Annotated in this window: 24 protein-coding genes; 15 read left to right on the top strand and 9 right to left on the bottom strand. The window is 65.4% G+C overall.

What is annotated here, in order from left to right; all coding sequences use genetic code 11:
• Nucleotides 1-13: 13 nt before the first annotated feature.
• The 4 genes from V6V88_RS24870 to V6V88_RS24855 all read right to left on the bottom strand — a co-directional run bounded on the left by V6V88_RS24870 (nucleotide 14) and on the right by V6V88_RS24855 (nucleotide 3,548).
• On the bottom strand, nucleotides 14-820 hold the full coding sequence (locus V6V88_RS24870) for an SDR family oxidoreductase (RefSeq protein ID WP_062841242.1): 807 nt from the start codon (nucleotides 818-820) through the stop codon (nucleotides 14-16).
• 33 nt (nucleotides 821-853) lie between these two features.
• Complete coding sequence (locus V6V88_RS24865; protein WP_338616872.1) at nucleotides 854-2,053, bottom strand: ABC transporter substrate-binding protein; 1,200 nt, start codon at nucleotides 2,051-2,053, stop codon at nucleotides 854-856.
• A gap of 32 nt (nucleotides 2,054-2,085) precedes the next feature.
• The gene (locus tag V6V88_RS24860; RefSeq protein WP_223573292.1) at nucleotides 2,086-3,018 is read right to left on the bottom strand and encodes a 3-keto-5-aminohexanoate cleavage protein; all 933 of its coding nucleotides are present in this window, start codon (nucleotides 3,016-3,018) and stop codon (nucleotides 2,086-2,088) included.
• A gap of 248 nt (nucleotides 3,019-3,266) precedes the next feature.
• Entirely contained in the window at nucleotides 3,267-3,548 is a 282-nt protein-coding gene (locus V6V88_RS24855) for a peptidylprolyl isomerase (RefSeq protein WP_056324750.1), read from the bottom strand.
• A 264-nt stretch (nucleotides 3,549-3,812) separates the two neighbouring features.
• Between V6V88_RS24855 and V6V88_RS24850 the strand changes: the two genes are divergently transcribed.
• The 8 genes from V6V88_RS24850 (at nucleotide 3,813) to V6V88_RS24815 (ending at nucleotide 10,415) form a co-directional block, all read left to right on the top strand.
• Nucleotides 3,813-4,577 (top strand): FadR/GntR family transcriptional regulator, encoded by a 765-nt coding sequence (locus tag V6V88_RS24850; RefSeq protein ID WP_082586342.1) that lies wholly within the window; start codon nucleotides 3,813-3,815, stop codon nucleotides 4,575-4,577.
• A gap of 36 nt (nucleotides 4,578-4,613) precedes the next feature.
• Nucleotides 4,614-5,972 (top strand): Rieske 2Fe-2S domain-containing protein, encoded by a 1,359-nt coding sequence (locus tag V6V88_RS24845; protein WP_062841240.1) that lies wholly within the window; start codon nucleotides 4,614-4,616, stop codon nucleotides 5,970-5,972.
• The gene (locus V6V88_RS24840) at nucleotides 5,969-6,538 is read left to right on the top strand and encodes a 3-phenylpropionate/cinnamic acid dioxygenase subunit beta (protein ID WP_223573288.1); all 570 of its coding nucleotides are present in this window, start codon (nucleotides 5,969-5,971) and stop codon (nucleotides 6,536-6,538) included. The genes V6V88_RS24845 and V6V88_RS24840 overlap by 4 nt, the downstream gene beginning before the upstream one ends.
• Before the next feature lie 103 nt (nucleotides 6,539-6,641).
• Nucleotides 6,642-7,634: a tripartite tricarboxylate transporter substrate binding protein gene (locus V6V88_RS24835; RefSeq protein ID WP_254607166.1), complete on the top strand. Its 993-nt coding sequence runs from the start codon at nucleotides 6,642-6,644 to the stop codon at nucleotides 7,632-7,634.
• A gap of 5 nt (nucleotides 7,635-7,639) precedes the next feature.
• Nucleotides 7,640-8,833: an FAD-dependent oxidoreductase gene (locus V6V88_RS24830; RefSeq protein WP_338616868.1), complete on the top strand. Its 1,194-nt coding sequence runs from the start codon at nucleotides 7,640-7,642 to the stop codon at nucleotides 8,831-8,833.
• Nucleotides 8,834-8,853: 20 nt separating this feature from the next.
• Nucleotides 8,854-9,180, top strand: a complete 327-nt coding sequence (locus V6V88_RS24825) for a 2Fe-2S iron-sulfur cluster-binding protein (RefSeq protein ID WP_056324760.1) — start codon at nucleotides 8,854-8,856, stop codon at nucleotides 9,178-9,180.
• A gap of 31 nt (nucleotides 9,181-9,211) precedes the next feature.
• Entirely contained in the window at nucleotides 9,212-9,421 is a 210-nt protein-coding gene (locus tag V6V88_RS24820) for a hypothetical protein (protein ID WP_056324762.1), read from the top strand.
• A gap of 16 nt (nucleotides 9,422-9,437) precedes the next feature.
• Nucleotides 9,438-10,415: a D-glycerate dehydrogenase gene (locus V6V88_RS24815; protein WP_062841236.1), complete on the top strand. Its 978-nt coding sequence runs from the start codon at nucleotides 9,438-9,440 to the stop codon at nucleotides 10,413-10,415.
• Nucleotides 10,416-10,511: 96 nt separating this feature from the next.
• Here V6V88_RS24815 and V6V88_RS24810 read toward each other — a convergent pair whose 3' ends face one another.
• Nucleotides 10,512-11,510: a tripartite tricarboxylate transporter substrate binding protein gene (locus V6V88_RS24810; protein WP_280001180.1), complete on the bottom strand. Its 999-nt coding sequence runs from the start codon at nucleotides 11,508-11,510 to the stop codon at nucleotides 10,512-10,514.
• A 165-nt stretch (nucleotides 11,511-11,675) separates the two neighbouring features.
• Complete coding sequence (locus V6V88_RS24805; protein WP_056324770.1) at nucleotides 11,676-12,692, bottom strand: amino acid ABC transporter substrate-binding protein; 1,017 nt, start codon at nucleotides 12,690-12,692, stop codon at nucleotides 11,676-11,678.
• 208 nt (nucleotides 12,693-12,900) lie between these two features.
• Between V6V88_RS24805 and V6V88_RS24800 the strand changes: the two genes are divergently transcribed.
• Together V6V88_RS24800 and V6V88_RS24795 are read left to right on the top strand one after the other, a co-directional pair.
• The gene (locus tag V6V88_RS24800; RefSeq protein ID WP_338616863.1) at nucleotides 12,901-14,025 is read left to right on the top strand and encodes an FUSC family protein; all 1,125 of its coding nucleotides are present in this window, start codon (nucleotides 12,901-12,903) and stop codon (nucleotides 14,023-14,025) included.
• Between the two features lie 89 nt (nucleotides 14,026-14,114).
• A complete protein-coding gene (locus tag V6V88_RS24795) occupies nucleotides 14,115-14,336 on the top strand; it encodes a hypothetical protein (protein WP_062841233.1) in 222 nt (73 codons plus the stop codon).
• A 22-nt stretch (nucleotides 14,337-14,358) separates the two neighbouring features.
• Here V6V88_RS24795 and V6V88_RS24790 read toward each other — a convergent pair whose 3' ends face one another.
• Nucleotides 14,359-15,339, bottom strand: a complete 981-nt coding sequence (locus V6V88_RS24790; RefSeq protein WP_338616859.1) for a LysR family transcriptional regulator — start codon at nucleotides 15,337-15,339, stop codon at nucleotides 14,359-14,361.
• Between the two features lie 166 nt (nucleotides 15,340-15,505).
• Here V6V88_RS24790 and V6V88_RS24785 point away from each other — a divergent pair, with 166 nt between their 5' ends.
• The 3 genes from V6V88_RS24785 to V6V88_RS24775 all read left to right on the top strand — a co-directional run bounded on the left by V6V88_RS24785 (nucleotide 15,506) and on the right by V6V88_RS24775 (nucleotide 19,367).
• The gene (locus V6V88_RS24785) at nucleotides 15,506-16,510 is read left to right on the top strand and encodes a tripartite tricarboxylate transporter substrate binding protein (protein ID WP_062841231.1); all 1,005 of its coding nucleotides are present in this window, start codon (nucleotides 15,506-15,508) and stop codon (nucleotides 16,508-16,510) included.
• 33 nt (nucleotides 16,511-16,543) lie between these two features.
• Nucleotides 16,544-18,259, top strand: a complete 1,716-nt coding sequence (locus V6V88_RS24780) for an amidohydrolase family protein (protein ID WP_338616857.1) — start codon at nucleotides 16,544-16,546, stop codon at nucleotides 18,257-18,259.
• A gap of 133 nt (nucleotides 18,260-18,392) precedes the next feature.
• Nucleotides 18,393-19,367, top strand: coding sequence for a tripartite tricarboxylate transporter substrate binding protein (locus tag V6V88_RS24775; protein WP_062841229.1), 975 nt, complete (start codon nucleotides 18,393-18,395; stop codon nucleotides 19,365-19,367).
• A gap of 171 nt (nucleotides 19,368-19,538) precedes the next feature.
• On the opposite strand, the gene V6V88_RS24770 is transcribed toward V6V88_RS24775, so the two are convergent.
• Nucleotides 19,539-20,534 (bottom strand): LysR family transcriptional regulator, encoded by a 996-nt coding sequence (locus tag V6V88_RS24770; RefSeq protein ID WP_062841228.1) that lies wholly within the window; start codon nucleotides 20,532-20,534, stop codon nucleotides 19,539-19,541.
• 168 nt (nucleotides 20,535-20,702) lie between these two features.
• Between V6V88_RS24770 and V6V88_RS24765 the strand changes: the two genes are divergently transcribed.
• Nucleotides 20,703-21,677, top strand: coding sequence for a D-2-hydroxyacid dehydrogenase (locus tag V6V88_RS24765; protein ID WP_280001170.1), 975 nt, complete (start codon nucleotides 20,703-20,705; stop codon nucleotides 21,675-21,677).
• A gap of 60 nt (nucleotides 21,678-21,737) precedes the next feature.
• The gene (locus tag V6V88_RS24760) at nucleotides 21,738-22,940 is read left to right on the top strand and encodes a pyridoxal phosphate-dependent aminotransferase (protein WP_338616854.1); all 1,203 of its coding nucleotides are present in this window, start codon (nucleotides 21,738-21,740) and stop codon (nucleotides 22,938-22,940) included.
• 30 nt (nucleotides 22,941-22,970) lie between these two features.
• Here the strand turns inward: V6V88_RS24760 and V6V88_RS24755 are convergent, their stop codons facing one another.
• Nucleotides 22,971-23,987 (bottom strand): LysR substrate-binding domain-containing protein, encoded by a 1,017-nt coding sequence (locus tag V6V88_RS24755; protein WP_338616852.1) that lies wholly within the window; start codon nucleotides 23,985-23,987, stop codon nucleotides 22,971-22,973.
• Between the last annotated feature and the right edge of the window lie 103 nt (nucleotides 23,988-24,090).

The raw sequence follows: 24,090 nt of genomic DNA, 5'->3' as shown, positions 1-24,090 counted from the left end.
AAGTGCGCCGGGCTTATTGCGCCGGCGGCTGCCACGGCAGCGATTGCAGATCGCCGTCGATGCTGATTGCCTGGCCGCTGACCATGGCCCCGTAAGGGCTTGCCAGGAACAGTGCCATGTTTGCGATGTCAGCGGCGCGCACGAACTGCCGCAGGCTGACGCCCGACAGCTCCAGCCGTGTCTGCTCTTGGACGGACAACCCCATGTTCTTGGCGCGAGCGGCAATCACCCGGTCGATGCGCGGGCCGGCTACCAGCCCCGGCAGTAGCGCATTGACGCGGATGTTGAGCGGCCCAAGTTCCATCGCGAGCGAACGCGTCAGCCCCACCACGCCCCATTTGGTGGCGGCATACGGCGTGCGCATGGGCAAACCCATCCGGCCCGCCACCGAGCTGATGTTGATGATGCTGCCGCCGCCCGACGCCCGCAGCGCGGGCAACGCGTGTCGCACGGTGTGGAACTGCGAAGCCAGATTGATGTCCAGCGTCGCGTCCAGCTCTTGCGCGGTGATGTCGGCGATGCCTGCCGTGGGCCCGGCAATGCCGGCGTTGTTCACCAGCACGTCCAGCCCGCCCAGATGCGATAGCGCGGTCTGCATGTAGCGGTCGATCTCGTCGCGGCTGCCCACGTCCGCGCGCGCCCAGGGGTGACGGCAACTGGCCAGCGCCTGTTCATCGACATCGCACAAGTGAACGCGGGCGCCGCGTTCTGCAAAGGCGTCGGCCAGCGCGGCGCCTATGCCGGACGCGCCCGCGGTCACGATGACGCGCTTTCCAGACAGGTCAACAGGAAGGGCGGCGATCGCCTCGGGTGTCGTCATGGGATTTCCGGATTGATTCATGGCGTCAGGGCTTCAGGGCTTCATCAGGCGGCAGGTCGATTCCTCGGGCGACGTATACACCTGGGTGCCTGGCACACGCGCCACCAGCTTGTAGTAGTCCCACGGCGCCTTCGATTCCGCTGGCGTCTTCACCTGCATCAGGAACATATCGTGCACCATCAGCCCGTCCGCGCGGATCTTGCCGTCTTTGACGAAGAAGTCGTTCACGGGATTGGCCTTCAGCCACGTCATGATGGTGTCGCCGTCGGTGCTCTTGGTGGCTTCCACCGCCTTCAGGTATGTCGTCGCGGCGGAATAGTCGCCGGCTTGCAGCATGGAGGGCTTCTTCTTCATCACGGCCTCAAAGCGCGACGCCCACTTGCGCGACGGGTCGTCCTGGTCCCAGTACCACGCGGTCGTCAAATACATGTTCTGCGCCGCCGGCAGGCCCAGCGCGTGCACGTCGGTGATCAGCACCAGCAGGCCGGCGATCTTCATCTTGGGCGTCAGGCCAAATTCGTTGGCCGCCTTGACCGCATTGCTGGTGTCGCTGGCGGAATTGGCCAGGCCCAGCACCTGCGCGCCGGAGGCCTGCGCCTGAAGGATGAACGAAGAGAAGTCCGCCGTGTTCAGCGGATGCCGCACCCGGCCCTTGACGTTGCCGCCGTCGGCCTGCACCACCTTGGATGCATCGCGTTCCAGCGCATGGCCGAACGCATGGTCCACCGTCAGGAAATACCAGTCCTTGTTGCCTTCCTTCATCATGGCGCGCGCCGTGCCGCGCGCCAGCGACACCGTGTCGTACACGTAGTGCACGGTATAGGGCGTGCATTGCGCGTTCGTCAGTTCGGACGCGCCCGCGCTCACCACGAAGAACGGCGTCTTCTTTTCCTCGGCCACCTTCGCCATCGCCAACGCCGCCGCCGAATTCGCGCCCGCGATCAGCATGTTCACCCCGCGCTGGTCCAGCCATTCCCGCGCGCGGGACGACGCGATATCGGCCCGGTTCTGGTGATCCGCAACCAATACCTCCACCTTCTTTCCGGCCACCGTGCCGCCCAGGTCCGCGATCGCCATCTTGATGGCCTCGACACCGCCAGGTCCGTCGGCGTCCGCGGACAGCCCGGACATGTCCGTGATGAACCCAATCCGGATCACGCCGTCATCGGCCTGTGCCGCACCTGCCATTCCCAACAGCGCGGCCAATGCCGTCGCGCGCAACGTCTTTTTCATGTCTTGTCTCCCCACTACGTGGATGTGTGTGTTCAGAACGCGACGTGGTCGCGGCCCTTCAGTTGCAGCGTCTCGCGCGCGTCGTCCGGCGTGGCGATCTGCAAGGACAGGTCTTCCAGAATGCGGCGGATGCGGCGTACCTGGTCCGCGTTGGACTTCGCTAGTTCTCCGGGCCCATCCCACAATGAATCCTCCAGGCCCACGCGAACGTTCCCGCCCATCGTCGCCGCCATCGTCGCAAGCGGCGTCTGCTTGCGGCCCGCGGCCAGCACCGACCAGATGTAGTCGTCGCCGAACAGCCGGTCCGCCGTGCGCTTCATCATCATCACGTCCTCGGGGTGCGTGCCGATGCCGCCGCGGATGCCGAACACCGACTGGATCAGAAACGGCGGCTTGAGCAGCTTGCGGTCCACGAAATGCGCGGCGGTATAAAGATGGCCGATGTCGTAGCACTCGATCTCAAAGCGCGTGCCGTTATCGCTGCACGACGACAGGATGTGCTCGATATCCTTGAAGGTGTTGCGAAAGATCAGGTCGTTGCTGCCCTCCAGATACGGCCGCTCCCAATCCTGCGTGAACGTCTTGAACCGCTCCAGCAGCTCGTACATCCCGAAGTTCATCGACCCCATGTTCAGCGACGCCACTTCCGGCTTGAACTGCAACGCCGGCGCCATGCGCTCGGCAATCGGCAGCACCGGCGATCCGCCCGTCGTGATGTTGACCACCACGTCCGATGCTTCCTTGATACGCGGCAGGAACTGCGCGTACAGCGCCGGATCCTGCGTGGGGCGCCCCGTGTCCGGCTGACGCGCATGCAGGTGCACGATCGCCGCACCCGCCTGGGCGGCGTCAAGCGCCGACCGGGCGATCTCTTCAGGCGTGACGGGCAGGTGAGGCGACATCGACGGCGTATGGACCGAACCGGTGATGGCGCAGGTGATGATGACCTTCCTGGACTGTTTCATGGGCCTCTGGCGCGCGGCAGGTTGCCGCTGTGAATACGTCGCTACGGATTTTTATGGCCCCGGCTGTCTCCTCCGGGTGAGGGCCATTCTGTCGCAGGGCTTCGGGTCCTGTCACCTGAACAGAAATTATCAATTGATAGGGAATTCGGTGCTGCGCTGCAGCGTGCCATTCACGCGGCCGGAGCACGAAAAAAAGCCGCCGCCAGGATCGCTCCTGGCGGCGGCTTTTGCCGAACGGCTTCGAGGACTTAGTCCTTGCGGCTGGTCACTTCAACCAGGTGGTAGCCGAACTGCGTCTTGACCGGACCTTGCACTTGGCCGACCGGGGCGCTGAACACGACGGTGTCGAATTCCTTGACCATCTGGCCCGGGCCGAAGGTACCCAGGTTGCCACCGTCGCGGCTCGACGGGCAGCTCGAGTTTTCCTTGGCGAGCTGGGCGAAGTCAGCGCCATTCTCGATGGCGGTCTTGAGTTCGTTGGCCTTCGCTTCGGTGGAAACGAGGATGTGACGGGCGGAGGCTTGTGCCATGAGGGGAACTCCTTGCAGACTGATTTGGGGAGGGGAGAGTAACGCATTCGCGTGAACTCGCTACCCTGGCATCATAAACGGGGAGTGATCCGGCCCCGGGTCACAGACGGTAAGCGCGAAGGGGGCACACCCCCGCACTTCCCCTAATACCCCCTCATATCCTTATACGATTATCGTATTTTCAACACACCCCACCCCGGGCGTGTCCACAGCCGAGGCAACGCGGGCTGGCAATGAGATGCACGTTTTCGGACGAGACTTCCTATGCCTGATTCAGCTTCCCGAGTACTGTTGAAAAAAGACGCGGTCGTGCCGTTTACGTCGGAGCCCAATCTGACGGATCGTGTGACCGAGATGCTGCTGGACGAGATCACCAGCGGCGATTACCAGGTCGGTGAGGTGCTGCCCCCGGAGCAGACCATCGCCACCCGGCTTGGCGTTTCGCGCACCGTGCTGCGCGAAGCGGTTTCCCGCCTGAAGGGCGATGGCATCGTGCAAAGCAAGCAGGGCCGCGGGCTGACCGTCATGCAGACGGCGCGGCCGTCGGTATTGCGCATGCAGGCCGCGGACATTGGCGATGCGGATCAGGTGCTGCGCATCGTGGAATTGCGCCGGGGCTTCGAGATCGAGGCCGCGCCGTTGGCGGCGGCCCGGCGTGACGAGGACGATCTGGCCGCCATGCGGCTGGCGCTGCGCAAGATGGCCGACGCGATTGCGTCCGGAGATGTAGCGGTGGGCGTCGATGCCGACATGGAGTTCCACCGCTGCGTGGCGCGTGCGACGCGCAATGAACACTATCTGAATTTCTTCGATTTCCTGGCGGTGTTGCTTAAAAAGAACCTGCGCGTGTCGCGTTCGCGGTCGGCCAAGATCGCGGGGCGCGGGGCGCAGGCTCAAAAGGAGCACGAGGCGCTGTTTGCCGCCATCGAGAAGGGCGACGTGGAACTTGCACGGCAGCACGCGCGCACGCACGTCGACAACACGGAAGCACGTCTGCGTACAGCGGCGGCCACGGCCGACAAGCCGTAGGCGCCCACTAAGGGCATCCTCCAAGGGGAAGTGGTGATGGGTCAGAAGACGATCGATGAGTTGGTGCGCGCCGACGAGGGACTGGTCAGCCGGTCCATCTTCGTGGACGAAGAGATCTTCCAGCAGGAACTGAAGCAGATCTTCTCGCGCGCGTGGCTGTTCGTGGGGCACGAAAGCCTGGTGCCCAAACCGGACGACTACTTTGTTTCGCGCATGGGCACGGAATCCGTGATCCTGACGCGCGACCGGCAGGGGCAGATTCAGGTCATGCTGAACAGCTGTGCGCATCGCGGCATGAAGCTGTGCCGCTACGACCACGGCAATAACCGGACGTTTACCTGTCCGTACCACGGCTGGAGCTTTTCCACCGACGGCAAGCTGGTGGAACGGCCCGGCGAGCTGGTCGGCGTGCCCGGCCACGCGACGCACTACAAGGGCGAACTGGACAAGAAGCAGTGGGGCCTGAAGACGGTGGCGCAGGTGGTGAACTACAAGGGCGCCATCTGGGCAACGTGGGATCCCAATGCGCCGCCGTTCCTGGACTACATCGGCAACATGCGCCTGTATCTGGACGCGGCGCTGGACCATCGAAACGGCAGTCCGGGCGGCTCCGAGGTGATCGGCGGCGTGCAGAAGTGGCGCGTGAAGTGCAACTGGAAATTCGCGCCCGAGAATTTCATTGGTGACCTGTATCACGACATCAGCCACCGATCCGTGGACATCGTGGGCATCGGCCCGGGCGGCGGCAAAGGGCGGCGCGATGCATCCGCCACGCGTTCGGCAATCTGCTTTCCCGAGCTGGGCCACGGGTTGCTGGGCCGGCTGCCGTTCTACGAGGAAGGACCGTACGCGCCGCAATACGCGCGTTATCCGGAAGTCGAGGCGTACTACCGCGAGATCCACGAACACCGCGAGCGCACGTTGGGCGCGGCGATGCGCGTGCAGACCAGCGTGGGCACGATCTTCCCGAACATGTCGTTCCACGGCCGTCAGCCGCGCACGCTGGCAGTGTTTCATCCGATCAGTTCGACCGAGATGGAGATGTGGCGCATGTACCTGGTGGACAAGGACGCGCCCGAAGCGGTCAAGGAAGCGGCGCGCCATTATTTCCTGCGCTACTCCGGCCCGGGCGGCATGACGGAATCGGACGACATGGAGAACTGGACGGGCGCCACCGAGGCCAGCATGGGCGCGATGTCGCGCGAGCTGTACTTCAATTACCAGATGGGCGTGGGTCACCGGCAGGACGTGCCCGAGATTCCGGGCTGTGCGGTTAACGGTGAATACACCGAGGAAAACGCCCGCATCTACTACCGGCGCTGGGCGCAGTTCATGAACGGCCTGTCATGGGACCAACTGATGGCAGGCGCGGTGCGCCTGGAGGAGGCGGCATGAACGCAACCGTGGAAAACGCGCCGCCGGCGGCGCAGGACGACAGCGTGGACGACATGCTGCTCTGGTGGGAGGCGCATCGCTTCCTGCACTTCGAGGCCGACCTGCTGGACCATCGCGAGTTCGACAAGTGGCTGGGCCTGCTGGACGAGGACATCACGTATCGCATGCCGCTCACGCGCAACGTGCGCCGCGACGCGATGGCGCAGGAATACTCCGGCAAGCAGGATGCGGCGTGGTTTGACGAAGGCATCGACACGCTGCGCCAGCGCGTGGCGCAGATCAAGACGGGAATTCATTGGGCCGAGGAACCGGCCTCGCGCGTATCGCATCTGGTGACCAATATCCGCGTGCTGGACGTGACGCCGGACGACGGCGGCGGCGACTTGGTGCGGGTGCGTTCGCGCTTTCTGATCTACCAGAACCGCCTGCAGTCCGAAGTGAACCTGTTCGTGGGCAAGCGCGAGGACGTGCTGCGCAGGCGCGACGGGCGCTTCACCATTCTGTCGCGCGAAATCCACCTGGACCAGAACGTCCTCTTATCGAAGGCGCTGACGATCTTCTTCTAGCGCCGTTGCCGGAGCCGGCCCGTCTGCCGGCATTCGATGGTTTTCCTTCCACTCGGGGCCTGACCGCCGACAGGACGCGCTCGCCCATACCTGGAGTTGCAGCATGCAAAGACGTACTGTACTGAAGGCCATTGCCGGCGCGGCCGCGATGTCGGCAACGGGAATGTCGTGGGGCGCCGACGCGGCTTATCCGAGCAAGCCCATCCGCCTGATCGTGCCGTATCCGCCGGGCGGCGTCACGGACGTGGCGGGGCGCTTGGCGGGAGAAATCCTCACGCGCAAGTTTGGCCAGCCCGTGGTGGTGGAGAACCGGCCGGGCGCGAACGGCATGATCGGCAGCCAGCAGGTGGCTTCCGCGCCGGCGGACGGCTACACGCTGCTGCTCAATGGGCTGGGCGGCATGGTGCTGCCGATGGCCACGGTGACCGGCCTGCCGCTCGATACGTCGCGCGCCTTCACGCCGATTGCGCAGATGGCCGAATTCATCAACGTGCTGATCGTGCGGGCCGACTCGCCGATACGCAGCGTCGACGACCTGATCGCCACGGCGCGAAAACGTAGCAAGGATGGCCTGAACTACGGCTCCAACGGCATCGGTTCGTCGGTGCACCTGACCACCGCGTTCTTCGCGCAGCACACCGGCACCAATCTGCTGCACGTGCCCTACAAGGGCAGCGGCGAGATGCTGGTGGACGTGGTCAACGGCAACCTGGACTTCAGTTTCAGCAATCTGCCGCCGGTGATGGGATTGATCCGCAAAGGGTCGATTCGCCCGATCGCCGTCACCAGCAGCTATCGCAGCAAGCAGCTGCCGGATGTGCCGACGATGGCCGAGCAAGGCGTGGCGGATTTCGATGTGACGAGCTGGCTGGGGCTGTATGGCCCGGCTGGCATGCCGCCCGAGGTGGTGCAGAAGCTGAGCGCGGCGTTGCAGGAAGGCATGGCGCTGCCGCAGTCGGTGGAAACCTTGAGCGCCGCGGGCTTTGAGCCCAGGCCCACGGGAGCGGATGCGTTTGCGGAACTGAACCGCGCCGAACTTGCGCGCTGGAAGCAGGTCGCCACCAAGGCCAGCATCTCCCTGAAATTCGGAGCCTGAGCATCATGGAAACGACATCGGCCCTGCAGCGGGTTCACACCGCCATCATCGGTGCAGGACATGCGGGCGTGGAGTGTGCGTGGGCCCTGCGCGCGGCGGGGGTGGACGGCGACGTGGCGCTCTTTGGCGCCGAAACGCATGCACCCTACGAACGGCCGCCGCTGTCCAAGGCCCTGCTGACCGGTTCGACCAGCGCCGAGCGCATCGCGTTGCGTGCGGGCAGCGCTTACGAAAAGTCGCGCGTAATTGTAGTGGCGAGTGACCCGGTGGCCGCCATCGATACTGCGGCGCACACGCTGCGCACGGCGTCGGGCCGCGTCGTGGCGTATGAGCATTGCGTGCTTGCCACCGGCGCCAGCGCGCGCGCGATTCCCGACGTGGCGGGCGAACAGGTGTTCTCGGTGCGCGGCCTGGACGACGCGCACCGGCTGCGCGAGGCGCTACGGCCGGGCATCCGGCTGCTGGTGGTCGGCGCCGGATATCTGGGACTGGAAGCGGCCTGCTCGGCGCGCAAACTGGGCGCGCAAGTGCTGGTGCTGGAGCAGGGCGGCAACGTGATGGCGGGCAAGGTGTCCGAGCCCACGGCCACGCGGCTGGGCGACCTGCACCGCGAGGCCGGCATCGAGATCCGCCACGGCGCTGCGGTTCAGCGCTGGGAACGCACGGCATCCGGATGGCGCGCGCATCTGGCAACGGGCGAGGCCGTCGAAGCCGACCTGGTGCTCGTGTCGATAGGCGCGGTGGCCGAGACGTCGCTGGCCGAGGCGGCGGGCCTCATCTGCCTGGACGGCGTGGTCGTGGACGAATGCTGCCGGACGTCGGCGCCCGACGTCTACGCCATCGGAGACTGCGCCAGCGCCTTTCGGGGCGAGCTGCAGCGCTATGCCCGCATCGAGAGCGTGCAGAACGCGCTGGCACAGGCGCGCACGGCGGCCGCCGCCATCGCGGGCAAGGCGCCGCCCGCGTCGCGCCCGCCCACGTTCTGGTCCGAACAACAAGGCCGCCGTCTGCAGATGGCCGGACTGGTCGATCCGGCCGTGCCGTGCCGCGATGTATTGCTGCCCACGGCCAAGGGATGGCTGGTCGAACGCTATCAGCACGGCCGCCTGGCCGCGATCGAGGCGGTCGATAGCCCGGTGGAGTTCATCAAGGGTGTGCCGCGCATCGGCGCGCCCGAAGTGGCTGCGGCCACGGCGTGATCAAACCTTCTGGAGACAACATGCCCGTTGCGATATTTGAATTGCCCGATGGCGCCGAACAGGTGCTGGATGTGCCCGATGACTGGTCGCTGATGGAAGCCGCGCGGCGCGACGGCCTGGAAGGCATCGTCGCCGAATGCGGCGGCGGCGCCATCTGCGGCACCTGCCACGTGCAGGTGGATGCCGATTGGCACGCGCGGCTGGAGCCGCCCGGCATGGCCGAGGAAGCGTTGCTTGAAGTGGTGCCCGAGCGCTGCCCGACCAGCCGCCTGTCCTGTCAGGTCATCATGACGCCCGAACTGGACGGCATCCGCGTGCGCGTGCCGTCATCGCAGCTCGAGCTGTAGCCAGCGCGTCCGAACCCCAAGGAGCAACCGCATGGCCGACAACAAATCCATCAACCTCGTCGATCTGCAACCCGGTGTGCGCGTGCGCATGGCGGGCGGCGCGTTGGCCGAGATCGTCGAGAACCCGCAGGACGGCTTCTGGCTGATTGTCCGGTACCTGGACCATCCGGCCGAACCCGCGCTGGTCGACGCCGGTGAGCAGCAGGTATTTGCCACCGACGTCGAAGCAATCGAACCCTGAACCCTCTGGAGCCCCCATGAATCAAAAGCCCAAAGTCATCGTCTCCGCGCCCGTGCCGCCCGATCTGCGCGAGCAGCTGGCCGAGCGTTGCGAAATCGTCGAAGTGCCCACCGGACAGAATCCGGCCGAGGTGCTGGGCGCGGATGCGCGCGCGAATATCGAAGGCATGGTCTGCACGGTGCGCACCAAGGTCGATCAAGCCTTGCTGGACGCCTTGCCCGCGCTGAAGGTCAGCTCTAACTTCGCCGTGGGATTCGATAACGTCGATCTGGCGGCCGCCACACAGCGCAAAGTGCTGATCTGCAATACGCCCGGCGTGCTGGATGGCGCGGTGGCCGACGTGACGATCGGCCTGATGCTGTGCCTGTCGCGCAATCTGGTGGCGGGCGACGCCTTCGTGCGCAGCGGCGCCTGGACCAAGGGCGCCTTTCCCCTGACGCGCGACATCCGCGGCAAGACGCTGGGACTGCTGGGCATGGGACGCATCGGCCGTGTCGTGGCCCGCGCGGCGCAGGCCTTCGACATGAAGGTCATCTATCACAACCGCCGCGAAGATCCGCAGGCCGAAGGCCTGGCCACCTATGTCGAGCGCGACGAACTCTTCAAGTCGTCTGACGTGCTGAGCGTGCATATCCCCCTGTCTGCGGAGACGCGGCATTCCATCGGCAAGCGCGAACTGGGCCTGATGAAGCCGACGGCGTACCTGATCAACACGGCGCGCGGCCCGGTCATCGACGAGGCGGCGCTGATCGAGGCGCTGCGCGCCGGCACCATCGCGGGTGCGGGGCTGGATGTGATGGAGCAGGAACCGCTGCCGGCCGACAGCCCGCTCTGCGCCTTGCCGAACGTCGTGTTGCAGGCACACGTGGGCAGCGCCACGCACGAAACGCGGCGCGCGATGATCGACCTGGCGGTGGCCAACCTGATGGATGCGCTGGGCGGCAAGACGCCACAGGCGATGGTCAACCCCGAGGTCTGGCAGGCGCGCGCCTGACGCGTCCGGCAGGCAAAGCAGCGGGCCGTTGATTGAAGGCCTGCGAGGTGGGGCCGCCTAGGTGGGGCCGCCGAGGCGGCCCCTTATCCATGCCCCTTATCCCTGTTTCCCGCCGTAATCCACCACGATCCCCGCCTGCTGCGCGACCTCGCTCCAGCGCTTGAGTTCCGCCTTGGAGAACGCCTGGAACTGCGCCGCGTCGCGCAGCTTGGGTTCGAAGCCGGCGTTGATGATGCGGGTCTGGTATTCCGGCGCGGCCAGTCCCGTGACGATGGTGTTGGACAGCTGCGCGATGATCGCCGGATCGACCTGCGCGGGCGCATACATGCCCAGCCAGCTCGTCACGTCGAAGTCCTTCATGCCCTGTTCCTGCATGGTCGGCACGTTGGGCAGCTGGCGCGCGCGATACGCGCTGGTCACCGCCAAGGCCTTCAGGCGCTTGCCGTCCACCATCGCCAGCGTGGGCGGCAGGTTCATGAAACAGAGGTCCAGGTCGCCATTGGCCGTTCCGACCAGCGCCTCGCTGGCGCCCTTGTAGGGCACGTGGTCGAACTTCAAGCCGGTGCGCATGGCAAAGAGCTCGGCCGTCATCTGCGACGAACTGCCGACGCCGTTGCTGCCATACAGCGGCTTGCGCTTGGTGGCGCGCAGGTGTTCGATCAGTTCGGGCACGGTGTTGGCGGGGTGGTCCACGCGTACGACCAGGGCGTTGACGAACTCGGCCACCTGGGCGATGGGCAGAAGGGCGGTGGGGATGTCGATCGGCAGGCCGCGCAGCGTGGCGGGCGGCAGCACATTGTGGCCCAAGCCCCCGGTGGTGAGGGTGTAGCCGTCAGGCCGTGAGGCAGCGGCCGCCTGCATGCCGATGACCCCGCCCGCGCCAGCGCGGTTTTCGATCACCACGCTCTGGCCGTACTTGGCGTAGAGCAGGTCGCCCACCAGCCGTCCTGCAAGGTCGGTGGCGCTGCCTGGTGTGGAAGAGACGATGATCTTGATGACGCGGGACGGATACGGCCCGCTCTGTGCCCAGCTTGCGCCGGTAAGGTGCAGGCCGGCGGCGGCCCCCATCAGCTTCAACGCACTACGACGTTTCATGACGACTTCCCCTTGGGTTATAGACCTACTGCTTCACGTGCTGCTCCAAAAATGTGATCCGGACTTTGTACGATAAACATATTTCTCGTACGGTACGGGCCACGCGAGAGCACGCAAATTGCGGCTTACCCTAGGGGAGTCGTTTTGGGCCTTGCGGCCCGATTATCAGCGCACCGGCCAGCCGTACATCAGCCCGCCGTTGCGATACGACGCATTCAGCCCGCGCTCGAGTTTCAGCGGGCTGTTCGGGCCCAGGTTCTTCTCGAAGCTTTCACCGTAATTGCCGACGGTCTTGATGATGTTGTAGGCCCACTTGTCATCGACGCCCAGGTTCTTGCCCATGCCCGGCGTCACGCCCAAGAGGCGCTGGATGTTCGGGTTGGTGCTTTTCAGCATCTCGTCCACGTTCTTGGACGTGACGCCGTACTCCTCGGCTTCCAGCATGGCGTTCATCGTCCAGCGGACCAGGTTGAACCATTGCTCGTCGCCCTGGCGGACCATGGGGCCCAGCGGCTCCTTGGAGAAGTTCTCCGGCAGGATGTCGTACTTTTCCGGATTCTCCAGGTTGCTGCGCGCGGCGGCCAATTGCGACTTGTCGCCGGTGAAGGCGTCGCAGCGGCCCACGGCGAAGGCGCGGATGATCTCGTCCAGGCGCTCCACGACGACCGGCTTGAAATTCACGTTCTGCGAGCGGAACCAGTCCGCCAGGTTCAGTTCGGTGGTGGTGCCGGGCTGCACGCAGACGGTGGCGCCTTCCAGTTCCTTGGCGCTCTTCACGCCCAGGGACTTGTTCACCATGATGCCCTGGCTGTCGTAGTAGTTCACGCCCACGCCGATCAGGCCCAGCGTCGTGTCGCGGGTCAGGGTGAGCGTGGTGTTGCGGGTCAGGACGTCGACTTCGCCGGATTGCAGGGCGGTGAAGCGCTGGACCGCGCTGATCGCCTGGATCTTGGCCTTGGACGCGTCGCCGAACAGGGCGATGGCCAGCGCGCGGCACAGGTCGACGTCAAGGCCGATCCAGCCGCCCTTGCTGTCGTTCACGGAAAAGCCCGCGACGCCCGTGGATACGCCGCAATGGACAAAGCCCTTGCTCTTGACCGCCTCGAAGGTCGCGCCGGCGTGGGCGGTCCAGGACGAAATGAACAAGGCGGTTCCTGCCGCAGCCAGTTTGAGTGCTTTCATGGTGTCTCCGCGCCGCGCGGCGCATGTTTATCGTTCAGCCGAAGGCTGAAGTGCGGCGCATAGTACCAGTGGGTCCGGGAGGGAGAATCAGGGAATTCCCGTTAAATCCGGGAGGCGGAATTTGATGGGGATAGAATCGGGCATGCCCGGCCTGCCGCCTGCTTCCAGGCCGCCAGCGGCCGGAAACGCCACACCGCCACGCCAGCCTATGAAACGACATGACGACCCCGCAGGTCCAGACGACCGCACGAGGCGCCCCTTCGCCTTCGTCAAGGCGCAGTTGCACGGCACCTGGACCGAGCTGACCCGGGTCAATGCCAGCGACCGCCGCTGGGAAATGCCTCTGGCCGCCGCGCTGTCATCCGGTCTGCCGCTGCTGGTGGGCGCGTATTTCGGGCGCATGGATTACGGACTGATGTCCAGCCTGGGCGGGATGGTGTTCCTGAGCCTGCCCAACGCCTCGTTGCAGATCCGCATGATGATGCTGCTGGCGGCATCCTTCGGCATGGTCGCCTGCTATGCGCTGGGCGCGCTGACGCAGTTCTGGCCGACCGCCACGATCGCGGCGCTGACGCTGATCGCGATGGTGGTGAACATGGTGTGCCGCTGCTATCGCCTGGGCCCGCCGGGCAGCCTGTTTTTCATCATGGCGACGGCGATCGCCGCCTACACGCCGGGCACCATCGAAGACGTGCCATTGCGCGTGGGCATGGTGGCCCTGGGTTGTCTGGTCGCCTGCCTGGTGGCCTTTGCGTATTCGCTGCACATGACGCGCGTGGCCCCGCCGCCGCCGCATGTCGAACCGCCCAAGCCCACGTTCGATTTCGTGGTGTACGACTCCGTCATCATCGGGCTGTTCGTCGGAATCTCATTGCTGGTGGCCGAACTGCTGCAACTGCAGCGGCCGTACTGGGTGCCCGTCAGTTGTCTGGCGATCATCCAGGGCGCCAGCCTGCGCGCGGCGTGGAGTCGGCAGCTGCACCGCATCCTGGGCACCGCCGTGGGCCTGTGCGTTGCATGGGCGCTGCTCAGCCTGCCGCTCAACGTCTGGACGCTGAGCCTGGTGATGATGGCGCTGTCGTTCGGCATCGAGACGCTGGTGGTGCGCCATTACGCCAGCGCGGTGGCGCTGATCACGCCCTTGACCATCTTTCTGGCCGAGGCGCCGCATCTGGGGCAAGGCTATCCCGTCGATGTGATCGAGGCGCGCTTCGTGGACACGGCGCTCGGGGCATTCATCGGCGTGCTTGGCGCCGTGCTGCTGCACAGCCAACGCATCCGCCCGACGCTGTCGCGCTGGATGCGGGCGGTGCTGCCGCAGCGGGTGAATTGACTGTCGCCCCGCGCCGGCTGGACGCCGCGGAGGTCGATTTTCCCTGCCGGCTCGGATAGGATGGGTGTTTGCGCAACCTGGAGGCACTCATGGATTGTTCTGTTGAAGGAAAGGTCGCGTTCGCCGACGGTCATTCGTATCACTTCGCGACCGTCGACGCGGCGCTGGCATTCGCGGAGTGCGTCAAAAGCACCCAGAATCCCGCCCAATGCGCCGCCACGCATGGCAGCACCAGTCAGGTCAAGCTGGAAGACGTCGCCGCGCAGGAAGCGGCGGAGCGGCGCGAACAGGAACCCGGCGCGGGGACTTGAATGTCTTGATGCGGCGCGGGTGTCAGCCCTTCGCGGCCGATTTCGCGCCGGCACTTCGCCGCCGCCCGCGCGGCGGCGCCGCATCATCAGCCCCTTCGCCCGCCAGATACGCCTGCACCAACGTGATGATCCGTTCCGCCGTAGGCGACAAGCTGCGCCGGGCGCGATGGATGACGCTGTAGGTCAGCGGACCTGACGCCGGGTAGGGCAGCGGCAATGGCACGAGCGTTCCTTGCGCCAGTTCGGCGACGATGGCCTCGCGCGTGCAGAACAGCACCACGTCGCTTCCCACGGCTACGTCGCGCAGCGCGCTGACGCTGTCGCACTCAAATGCAATCGGCAGTTCATCCACGCCGGCCACTTGATACAGCTTGGCCAGATACTCCCGCGCGCGCTGCGGCAGGTCAGTGGCGGCCAGGCGATATTGCGCCAAGGCGGCGCGCAGCTTGGGTTTTCGCACCGATTGCAGCGGATGCCCGGCCCGCACGAAAAGGCCGCCGTGCTGCGGCGGCAGCGCACGCACGATGAAGTCGGCCGGCGGCGGCAGGCTGTGCGTCACCGCCACGGCAAAGTCCAGCTTGTCCTGCAACAGCTTGTCGAGCAGGCGCTGCCAGCTTTCGATCTCGACATGCACGCTCAGGCCGGGATGGTCGTGCGCCAGGCGGACCAGCAGCGCCGACAGAAACCCCGCAGCCGGAAAAGCCCCGACGCCGAAGCTCACGCGTCCCGTGTCGTGACCCCTCATCAATTCGGCCTCGCGCCGAAGGGCGAGGACATCGCCAAGGATGCGGCGCGAACGATCGAGAACCATTTTTCCCGCCTGCGTCGGCGGCACGCCAATCGACGCGCGATCCACCAGCACCAGGCCCAACGTCTCTTCAAGGGACTGGATGCTGCGCGTCAGCGCCGACTGCGTCAGATGCAGCCGCTGGGCCGCCCGAGAGAAGTGCCGCTCTTCGGCAAGGACGGAAAAGTGCTGGAGCGAACGGATCGTCAGGCCCATGTATTTTTCTCATCGGAATTGCGCCAAATATGCAATTGATTCGAGTCAATTGCAAGACTAAAACAGCTTGACCACGGGACGGTGAAAACGCTGCAAGAGCCCGGGAAAACACGACACAGAGCGCTGCGCGGCCCCGCGACACGCCAACCTCGCAGGAGGAGACAACATGAACCGCAAGCCGATCTTCCATCTGGCGGGCTGGGCCGCCGCGCTGAGCATGCTGGCCTGTACGGCGGCCGTCGCGGCGCCATCCCCGCAACCCGACGCCTGGCCCGCCGCGGGCAAGCCGATACGCATGGTCGTGCCATTTCCGGCGGGATCGGGGTCGGATTCGCTGGCGCGCATGCTGGCGGCCAAGGTATCGCAGCAGACGGGCGCCTCCGTCATCATCGAGAACAAGCCGGGCGCGGGCACGATGATCGGCGCGCAGGACGTGGCGCGCGCCAAGCCGGACGGCTATACGCTGCTGTACACCATCGTGGTCACGCACACGCAGAATCCGCACCTCTACAAAAAGCTGCCGTACGACCCGGTCAAGGACTTCACGCCGGTCCTGCAGGCGGTCAGATCGGCCACCGTGCTGGTCGCCAACAACAACGCGCCGTTCTCCACGACGGCCGAGCTGATCGCCTACGCCAAGGCAAATCCCGGAAAGCTTAACTACGCCTCATACAGCGCCGGATCGACCTCGCACCTGAATGGCGAGATCCTCAAGATGAAGACGGGCACCGACATCGTCCACGTCCCGTACAAGGGCACCGCGGACGCCAGCCGCGCGCTTTTGGCGGGCGACGTGCAGGTTTATTTCGATGGCACCGCCACGGCGGTCGAGAACGCGCGTGCCGGCAAGGTCAAGCTGCTGGGCCCAGCCACGGACCGGCGCCTGAGCGTGCTGCCAGAACTGCCCACGCTGGAAGAGCAGGGGATCGAGGGACTGAACATCGTGGGCTGGCAAGGCATCTTCGGCCCGGGCGACATGCCGCCCGCACTGGCCGAGCGCGTCGCCCAGGTGTTTCGCGCCGCGCTGGAGACGCCCGAAATCACCCAGACCATCCTGTCGCAGGGCAACGAGGTCAGTGGCGCGGGGCCAAAGGAATTCTCGGCCATCGTGCAGCGCGACAGCGCGCGGTGGGGCGACGTGATCCGCCGGATCGGGCTGGTATTGGAATAAGGCTGACGGGCCCGCGGGCCCCGGGAGACAACGATGCACGATGTAGTGATACGCGGCGGCACGCTGGTGGACGGTTCGGGCGCCAGCGTCCGGGTGGGCGACTTGGCCATCGACGGCGGCAGGATCGTCCAGGCCGGGGGCAAGGCGGGCTCGGCGCGGCGGGAAATCGACGCGGCGGGCGCGCTGGTGACGCCGGGGTGGGTCGACATCCATACCCATTACGACGGCCAGGCGACATGGGATCCGTATCTCAGTCCGTCGACATGGCATGGCGTCACCACCGCCATCATGGGCAACTGCGGTGTGGGCTTTGCGCCGGTCAAGCCCGACCGGCGCGAATGGCTGATCAAGGTGATGGAAGGCGTCGAGGACATTCCGGGCTCGGTGCTGTCGGAAGGCATCGAATGGGACTGGGAGACCTTTCCCGAGTACCTGGACGCGCTGGACCGGCGGCCCAAGGCGCTGGACATCGGCGCGCAGATTCCGCACAGCGCGGTGCGCGCATACGTGATGGGCGATCGGGCCATTCATCACGACGAGGCCTCGCCCGCTGACCTGCTGGCCATGCGCGAAGTCGTGCGCGCCGCCTTGCAGGCAGGCGCGGTCGGCTTTTCGACGTCGCGGACCTTCCTGCACAAGTACGACGAGCGCAAGTATCCCCCGGGCACATTCGCCACCGGCGAAGAGATCAGCGCGCTGGGATCGGTCATGGGCGAGGTCGGCCACGGCGTGTTCCAGATGACGGCCAATCATCCCGCGATGGAAGGCGAGATCCCCTGGCTGGAGCAGCTTGCCCGCCACAATCGACTGCCCGTGCTGTTCAACCTTCAGCAGACCGACGGCGCGCCAGACGTCTGGAAGCAGATCGTGCGCACGCTGGACAAAGCGCGCGACGAAGGCGTGCCGCTCATGGCTGGCATCAGCGGCCGGCCGCTCGGCATCCTGTTCTCCTGGCAGAGCTCGCTGCACCCCTTCATTGCCCATCCGACCTATCAGGCGCTGCACGCGCTGCCCCTGCCGGAAAAGCTCGCGCAGCTGCGCGATCCGCAGGTCCGCCAAAAAATCATGAGCGAGCAGCGCGGCCTGCTGGACCGCCGGGCCGAAACGCTATTCAGCAGCTTTCACAAGATCTACCGGCTGGGCCAGGATCCCGACTACGAACCGCTGCCCGAAGACAGCGTGGCGGCCATGGCGGCGCGCACGGGCCGCCCGCCGCTGGAGCTGGTGTACGACCTGATGCTGGAGGACGACGGCCGGGCCATTCTCTATTACCCGTCCTTCAACTACTCGTACGAAAACCTGGATCACCTGCACCAGTTGATGCAGCACGCCAATACCGTGAACAGCCTGTCCGACGGCGGCGCGCATTGCGGCTACATCTGCGATGTCAGCATGCCGACCTTCATGCTCAGCCACTGGACGCGCGATCGCCGCCGCGGCCCGCTATTGCCGCTGGAACACGTGGTGCGCCGGCAAACCCGCGACACCGCGCTGGTGTATGGCTTGCACGATCGTGGGCTGCTGCAGCCGGGCTACAAGGCCGACATCAACGTCATCGATCCCGATGCGTTGAAGGTCCACTGCCCGGAAATGGTCTTCGACCTGCCGGGCGGCGGGCGCAGGCTGGTGCAGCGTGCCGATGGCTACGCGGCCACGCTGGTCGACGGCCGGCCGATCTTCGAACGCGGACAGGCCACGGGCGAGCTCCCAGGCAAACTGCTGCGCGGCGCCGGACCGCAACGCGGCTAAGCATCCGGGCATTCCCGAATATATTGATTGCACCGATTAATCCACTGGAATTTCTCATTTGTGGCGCAGGATTGCGCTCCCTATGATCGGCAGGGTTGCTTCACCAGCAACCCAAAAATCAAGGGGAAAAAAAATGAAGAAGTGGAAACTGGCCGGCGCGGCGCTGGCCGTGCTGTCCTGCGTGGCCACGGCCTCGGGCGCGCAAACCGCCTATCCGAAGGGCCCGGTCACGCTGGTCGTGCCTTTCGCGCCCGGCGGGTCGACGGACGTGATCGGACGGCTGCTGGCCGAGCGGTTGGCGGTGGCGCTCAAGCAGCCGGTGGTGGTCGAAAACCGCTCGGGCGCGGGCGGCAACATCGGCGCGGCCATGGTGGCCAAGTCCGCGCCCGATGGGCAGACGCTGCTCTTTGGCACGACGGGCATCCTGGCCATCAACGAGTTCCTGTACAACAACCCGGGCTACAAGGCCGACCGCGACCTGAAACCCGTGGCGTACACCGCGTCCATCAGCAACGTGCTGATCGTGAACAACGACATGCCGGTGTCCAGTGTGGACGACCTGATCAAGCTGGCCAAGGCCAACCCCGGCAAGTATTCCTTTGCGTCCTCGGGCGCGGGCAGCTCCACGCACCTGTCGGGCGAATTATTCAAGAACATGGCGGGCGTGGACCTGATGCACGTGCCGTACAAGGGCAGCGGCCAGGCGCTGGTGGACCTGGTCGGCGGCCAGATCAACATGATCTTCGACAACGCCCCGTCGGCGGTGCCGCTGGCGCAATCCGGCAAGGTCAAGGCGCTGGCCGTCACCAGCACCACGCCGCTGTCGGTGCTGCCGGGGATTCCGCCGTTGACCGAGGCCGGCCTGAAGGGATACGAGTCCTTGTCCTGGACCGGCGTGGTCGCACCCGCCGGCACGCCGCAGGCCGTGGTGGACCGGCTCAACAAGGAGGTCAACGCGATCCTGGCCGACGAGGCCGTGCGCAAGAAGCTCACCGAACTAGGCGCGCAGGCCACGGGCGGCTCGCCCCAGGACTTCACCGCGCACATCGAAGCCGAACGCGCCAAATGGGGCAAGCTGGTAAAGGAAGCGAAGATCGCGGTGCAGTAGCCACCGGCGTGGGTGTCCGGCACCCGTGCAAAAAAGGTGTCCGGCACCCGTGCAGAAAAGGTGTCTGACACCCTTGCGGCAGCGGTTCAAGATGCAGACCGACTCCATGGGTGTCAGACACCGGCGGTGAATTGTCGACTGCCATGGGTGTCAGACACCTGCGGCGACGTGTCAGACACCGGCAGACGGCGCCTTCCTGGTCCTTTTCCCCGACACTTTCACCCCCGCCGGCACCGGCTTTTCGTTGATCACGTCCCGCATGTACTGCAGGAACAGCTCCGAACTTGCCGACAGCGACCGCAATCGCCGCGTAATCAGACAGACCTCGCGCGACAACCGGGGCGAACTCAATTCCCGAAACACGAACGTGCCCGGTTCGCTCCCCCGCGTCTGCGGCGGCGCGATGGAACTTGCCGCCAGCGCCGGCAGAATCGAGTAGCGCCCGCCGCCGCGCAGCACGGCGTGTAGCGACGACGTCCGCGACACTTCGTCGTGCTGCTGCTCAAAGAACCCGGGCTTGCCGGCATGCGCGCGCAGGAACGCCCCGATGCCCGTGTCCTCGGTAAACCCCACATATTCGGCCGGATCCAGGTCCGCCCACTTCAAGGGCTTGGCGCCTTGCGCGTACGGATAGGACGCCGCGCAGATCACGCCGTAGCGGTCCTCGAAGAGCGGCGTGTAGACCAGCTCGTCAAAGCCATGATGCGACGTCGAAATCGCAAAATCGATGTCGCCGTTGGCGATCATCTTTTCCACCTGTTCCGAGCCGGCGTCGTGCAACGAGAACGTGATCTTGGGATAAGCCTGGCGGAACGCCGCGATGGCGTCGCCCAGGAAGTAGTTGGTGACCGACGCCACCACCGCGATCCGCACATGCCCCTGACGCCCTTGCGACAATGCTTCCAGGTCGCTCAAGGCGCCGTCGAACTGGCTGAGGATGCGCTCGGCCTCGGCCTTGAAGCGCGCGGCCTCCGGCGTCATCGCCACGCGCCGTGTGCTGCGGTCAAACAGCTTGACGCCGACCGCGTCCTCGAACTGCTGGATCGTCGCCGTCAGCGAAGACTGGGTCAGGAACAGCTGCGAGGCCGCCACGGTGAACGAACCCGTGTTGGCCACGGCGACGAAACTGCGAAAGTGCCGCAGGGTGATGCTGCGTTTGGCCGTCATGCTCCCCACCGTTTCATATATTGGTGAAACCGAATAATAGGCAAAAACCAACAATTTGTAGTGAAGAAAACCGCGCTCTAGAATTTCCTTCGATCTGGCGCATCGCGCCGTCTCCACCGCACGCAACAGGGAACGAACTGAAATGAGCGCCGCAGGCGTATTGCCCACATGAGCACACCACAACCCTTGCGCATCCTCATGTCCGCATCGACGCGGGACCGGATCGGCGGCGCTATCAGCCAGGCCCTGGACGGGCGCCCCTTCGAGGCCGTCATTGCGGCCCAGACGCACGGCAACGAGCCGGCGGATGTGGATGTCGCATTCATCTCGCGCGACGTGACGGGCCTGTCGACCAAGCATCGCGTCCTGGAACCGCTGGAGGCGTTTTACGTCACGCTGCGCCGGTCGCCGAAGCTGGCCTGGGTGCACGTGCATTCGGCGGGCGCCGACCGCCCGATCTTCGGCGAACTGAAGGCGCGCGGCGTGCGCGTCACGACGTCGTCCGGGGCCAATGCGCAGGTGGTGGCGCAGACGGCGCTGGCCGCGATCCTGTCGCTGGCCCGCGAGTTTCCCCGCCTGTTCGACGCCCAGCGGGCGCGCACGTGGACGCCACTGATCGGCGGATTGCTGCCGCGCGACCTGGCCGGGCAGACCGCCGTGATCGTGGGATGGGGGCCAATCGGCCAGACGCTTGCCGGATATCTGCGGATGTTGGGCCTGAACGTCATCGCCGTGCGCAGCGCGGCCACGCCGCCCGCCGATGGCGTCGAAACCTATGCGTTCGAGGATCTGGCACGCATCGCCGGACGCGCCGACTGGCTGGTGTTGGCCTGTCCTTTAAGCGATCGCACACGCGGGCTGGTAGACGCGCGTGTGCTCGCCGCCATGGCGCCGCACGCCCGGCTCGTCAACGTGGCGCGTGGCGAGATCATCGCTGAAGCCGATCTGATCGAAGCCCTGCGCGCAAAGACGCTGGCCGGCGCGTATCTGGATGTGTTCGAACACGAACCGCTGGATGCCGAATCGCCGCTATGGACGCTGCCCAACGCATTCGTCACGCCGCATTCGGCGGGCCATTCGGATGGCAACGAGGCGCGCGTGGACCGGATCTTTCTTGATTACCTGCGGCAGTGGCGGCAGTAACGCCAGCCTGATTGCCCCCGCACCCCACCTGCTTGCAACCCGTCAATTCCAGGACCTTCCATGATCCAGACCGCCGCGCGCATCCAGCGCATCAAACCCTCGCCCAGCTCGATGGCGGGCCAGCGGGCCCGTGAACTGCGCGCCACCGGCCGCGATATCGTCGCGCTGACGGCCGGCGAGCCCGACTTCGATACGCCCGACAACGTCACGCAAGCGGTCGTGCGCGCGATGGCGCAGTCGCGCACCAAGTACACCGACGTGGGCGGCACGCCCGAGCTCAAGGCCGCCATCCGCGAGAAATTCCGCCGCGACAACGGCCTGGACTACGCCGCCAGCGAAATCATCGTCGGCAACGGCGGCAAGCAGATCATCTTCAACGCGCTGCTCGCCACCGTTGAAGAGGGCGACGAGGTGATTGTGCCCACGCCGTACTGGGTGTCGTATCCCGACATCGTGCTGCTGGCGGGCGGCACGCCGGTCTTCGTGGCCTGCCCGCCCGCGCAGGGGTTCAAGCTGCAGCCCGCCGACCTGGACAAGGCGATCACGCCGCGCACGCGCTGGGTGATCCTGAATGGTCCCAATAACCCCAGCGGCGCGGCCTATTCTCGCGAAGAGCTGCTGGCGCTGGCCGAAGTGCTGCGGCGCCATCCGCATGTCTGGTTGATGTCTGACGACATCTACGAGCACATCCTGTACGACGGCCGGCAGTTCGCCACGCTGGCGCAGGTGGCCCCCGACCTGAAGGCGCGCACGCTTACCATCAACGGCGTGTCCAAGGCCTATGCGATGACCGGCTGGCGCATCGGTTACGGGGCGGCGCCGGCCGACCTGATCAAGGCGATGACCAAGCTGCAGTCGCAGAGCACGTCCAACCCGTCTTCGATCAGCCAGGCGGCCGCGCAGGAGGCGTTGTCGGGCCCGCAGGATTTCATGGCCGAACGCACCCGCATCTTCCAGACGCGCCGCGACATGATCGTGGCCAGCCTGAACCGCATCGACGGCATCGACTGCCATGTGCCGGAAGGCGCGTTCTACGTGTTTCCGTCTTGCGAGGGGCTGCTGGGCAGGACGACGCCCGCGGGCAAGCAATTGAAGACCGACGAGGACTTCATCATGTACCTGCTGGACGAGGAGAACCTGGCGGTGCTGCAAGGCGCGGCGTACGGGGTGTCGCCGTTCTTCCGGATCTCGTACGCGGCGTCGATGGAACAGCTGGAAGAGGGCTGCGCGCGCATCAAGCGCGCATGCGCGAAGCTGGGGTAAGGCGCGGGGACGGGCGTTTGCGTCAGACGATTAGGCTGCCGCCCCGCAATACGGGCAGTCGGACTCACCGGGCTGCGCGGGCGCCATCCGTCCAGCAGCCGGCTTTCCCGGCGCGGGCCGCACGTCAGTGGGCATGGCGGCGTTGCCGCCGTGCCCGCCATGAAAACACTCGTGCGCCAGCCACTGGCTCAGCCGTTCGTAGCTTTCCATGTTGCTGCGCCAGTTCGGCGCGCAAAGATAATAGCCAAGCGGGCTTTCAAACGTCCGGTCGAAAATGTCCACCAGTTGCCCCGTGGCCAGTTCCTTTTCGATCAGGCAATGCGGCATCAGCGCCACGCCAAAGCCGGAAGACGCGGCCTGGATAATCATCGAAAACAGATTGAAGCCCGGGCCGAACCGTGCGCGGTCATAATCGCCCAGGTAGGTCGAGAACCAATATTCCCAGGACAGCGGAATCTCGATGTGCTGCAGCAGCGTGCATTGCTTGATGTCTTCGAGGCTGCCGATGGGGTGCTGATCCAGATATTCCCGCGAACACACCAGGCGTGTTTCACGGCCCGTCAGGTATTTGGCATCGCCGTCGTGCCAGTCGCCATAGCCATATTGGATCGACGCATCGAAATCGAGTTCGGTGCTTTTGTAATCCGCCACGCTGTAGCGCACGAAATTGATGGAAATGTCCGGGTTGACCTCGCGGAACGTCTTCAATCGCGGAAAAAGCCATTGCGCCGCAAAGGTGGGCGCGGCCGATACGTTCAGGGATTTTGCCGACTGCTGCGTCGCCATGACCTGCGACGTGGCGCTTTCCAGCGTATGCAGGGCAGGCCGGATCAGGCTGAGATAGGTGGCGCCCATGCGCGTGAGCTGCAGCCCATTGGTGCCCCGGATGAACAGCGCATGCCCAAGATAGCTTTCCAGCGTGGCGATATGCCGGCTGATGGCGCTTTGTGTGACGAACAGTTCCTTGCCCGCCTTGGAAAACGACAGGTGCCGAGCCGCCGCAGAGAATGCGTTCAACTCGGAAAGGGTGGGGCAGCGACGTCTCATAGGGGGGTATGAGTAATGCTCATAAGGCTGTTCAAATTTGTGTCGAACGCATAGGGGGAGACCCGGTATCGGACCCCCGAATTGTACCGGTAGAGTTCGGCAT

This window comes from Achromobacter sp. E1 (genome assembly GCF_037039475.1).
GTDB lineage: Bacteria > Pseudomonadota > Gammaproteobacteria > Burkholderiales > Burkholderiaceae_B > Achromobacter > Achromobacter mucicolens.
The sequence above is the reverse complement of the archived record's forward strand: the minus strand, read 5'-3'. Positions and strand labels throughout refer to the sequence as shown.

Bases quoted from the DNA above. Each gene is read 5' to 3' on its own strand.
- V6V88_RS24870 (WP_062841242.1), bottom strand. From the start codon at position 820: ATGACGACACCCGAGGCGATCGCCGCCCTTCCTGTTGACCTGTCTGGA.
- V6V88_RS24865 (WP_338616872.1), bottom strand. From the start codon at position 2,053: ATGAAAAAGACGTTGCGCGCGACGGCATTGGCCGCGCTGTTGGGAATG.
- V6V88_RS24860 (WP_223573292.1), bottom strand. From the start codon at position 3,018: ATGAAACAGTCCAGGAAGGTCATCATCACCTGCGCCATCACCGGTTCG.
- V6V88_RS24855 (WP_056324750.1), bottom strand. From the start codon at position 3,548: ATGGCACAAGCCTCCGCCCGTCACATCCTCGTTTCCACCGAAGCGAAG.
- V6V88_RS24850 (WP_082586342.1), top strand. From the start codon at position 3,813: ATGCCTGATTCAGCTTCCCGAGTACTGTTGAAAAAAGACGCGGTCGTG.
- V6V88_RS24845 (WP_062841240.1), top strand. From the start codon at position 4,614: ATGGGTCAGAAGACGATCGATGAGTTGGTGCGCGCCGACGAGGGACTG.
- V6V88_RS24840 (WP_223573288.1), top strand. From the start codon at position 5,969: ATGAACGCAACCGTGGAAAACGCGCCGCCGGCGGCGCAGGACGACAGC.
- V6V88_RS24835 (WP_254607166.1), top strand. From the start codon at position 6,642: ATGCAAAGACGTACTGTACTGAAGGCCATTGCCGGCGCGGCCGCGATG.
- V6V88_RS24830 (WP_338616868.1), top strand. From the start codon at position 7,640: ATGGAAACGACATCGGCCCTGCAGCGGGTTCACACCGCCATCATCGGT.
- V6V88_RS24825 (WP_056324760.1), top strand. From the start codon at position 8,854: ATGCCCGTTGCGATATTTGAATTGCCCGATGGCGCCGAACAGGTGCTG.
- V6V88_RS24820 (WP_056324762.1), top strand. From the start codon at position 9,212: ATGGCCGACAACAAATCCATCAACCTCGTCGATCTGCAACCCGGTGTG.
- V6V88_RS24815 (WP_062841236.1), top strand. From the start codon at position 9,438: ATGAATCAAAAGCCCAAAGTCATCGTCTCCGCGCCCGTGCCGCCCGAT.
- V6V88_RS24810 (WP_280001180.1), bottom strand. From the start codon at position 11,510: ATGAAACGTCGTAGTGCGTTGAAGCTGATGGGGGCCGCCGCCGGCCTG.
- V6V88_RS24805 (WP_056324770.1), bottom strand. From the start codon at position 12,692: ATGAAAGCACTCAAACTGGCTGCGGCAGGAACCGCCTTGTTCATTTCG.
- V6V88_RS24800 (WP_338616863.1), top strand. From the start codon at position 12,901: ATGAAACGACATGACGACCCCGCAGGTCCAGACGACCGCACGAGGCGC.
- V6V88_RS24795 (WP_062841233.1), top strand. From the start codon at position 14,115: ATGGATTGTTCTGTTGAAGGAAAGGTCGCGTTCGCCGACGGTCATTCG.
- V6V88_RS24790 (WP_338616859.1), bottom strand. From the start codon at position 15,339: ATGGGCCTGACGATCCGTTCGCTCCAGCACTTTTCCGTCCTTGCCGAA.
- V6V88_RS24785 (WP_062841231.1), top strand. From the start codon at position 15,506: ATGAACCGCAAGCCGATCTTCCATCTGGCGGGCTGGGCCGCCGCGCTG.
- V6V88_RS24780 (WP_338616857.1), top strand. From the start codon at position 16,544: ATGCACGATGTAGTGATACGCGGCGGCACGCTGGTGGACGGTTCGGGC.
- V6V88_RS24775 (WP_062841229.1), top strand. From the start codon at position 18,393: ATGAAGAAGTGGAAACTGGCCGGCGCGGCGCTGGCCGTGCTGTCCTGC.
- V6V88_RS24770 (WP_062841228.1), bottom strand. From the start codon at position 20,534: ATGACGGCCAAACGCAGCATCACCCTGCGGCACTTTCGCAGTTTCGTC.
- V6V88_RS24765 (WP_280001170.1), top strand. From the start codon at position 20,703: ATGAGCACACCACAACCCTTGCGCATCCTCATGTCCGCATCGACGCGG.
- V6V88_RS24760 (WP_338616854.1), top strand. From the start codon at position 21,738: ATGATCCAGACCGCCGCGCGCATCCAGCGCATCAAACCCTCGCCCAGC.
- V6V88_RS24755 (WP_338616852.1), bottom strand. From the start codon at position 23,987: ATGAGACGTCGCTGCCCCACCCTTTCCGAGTTGAACGCATTCTCTGCG.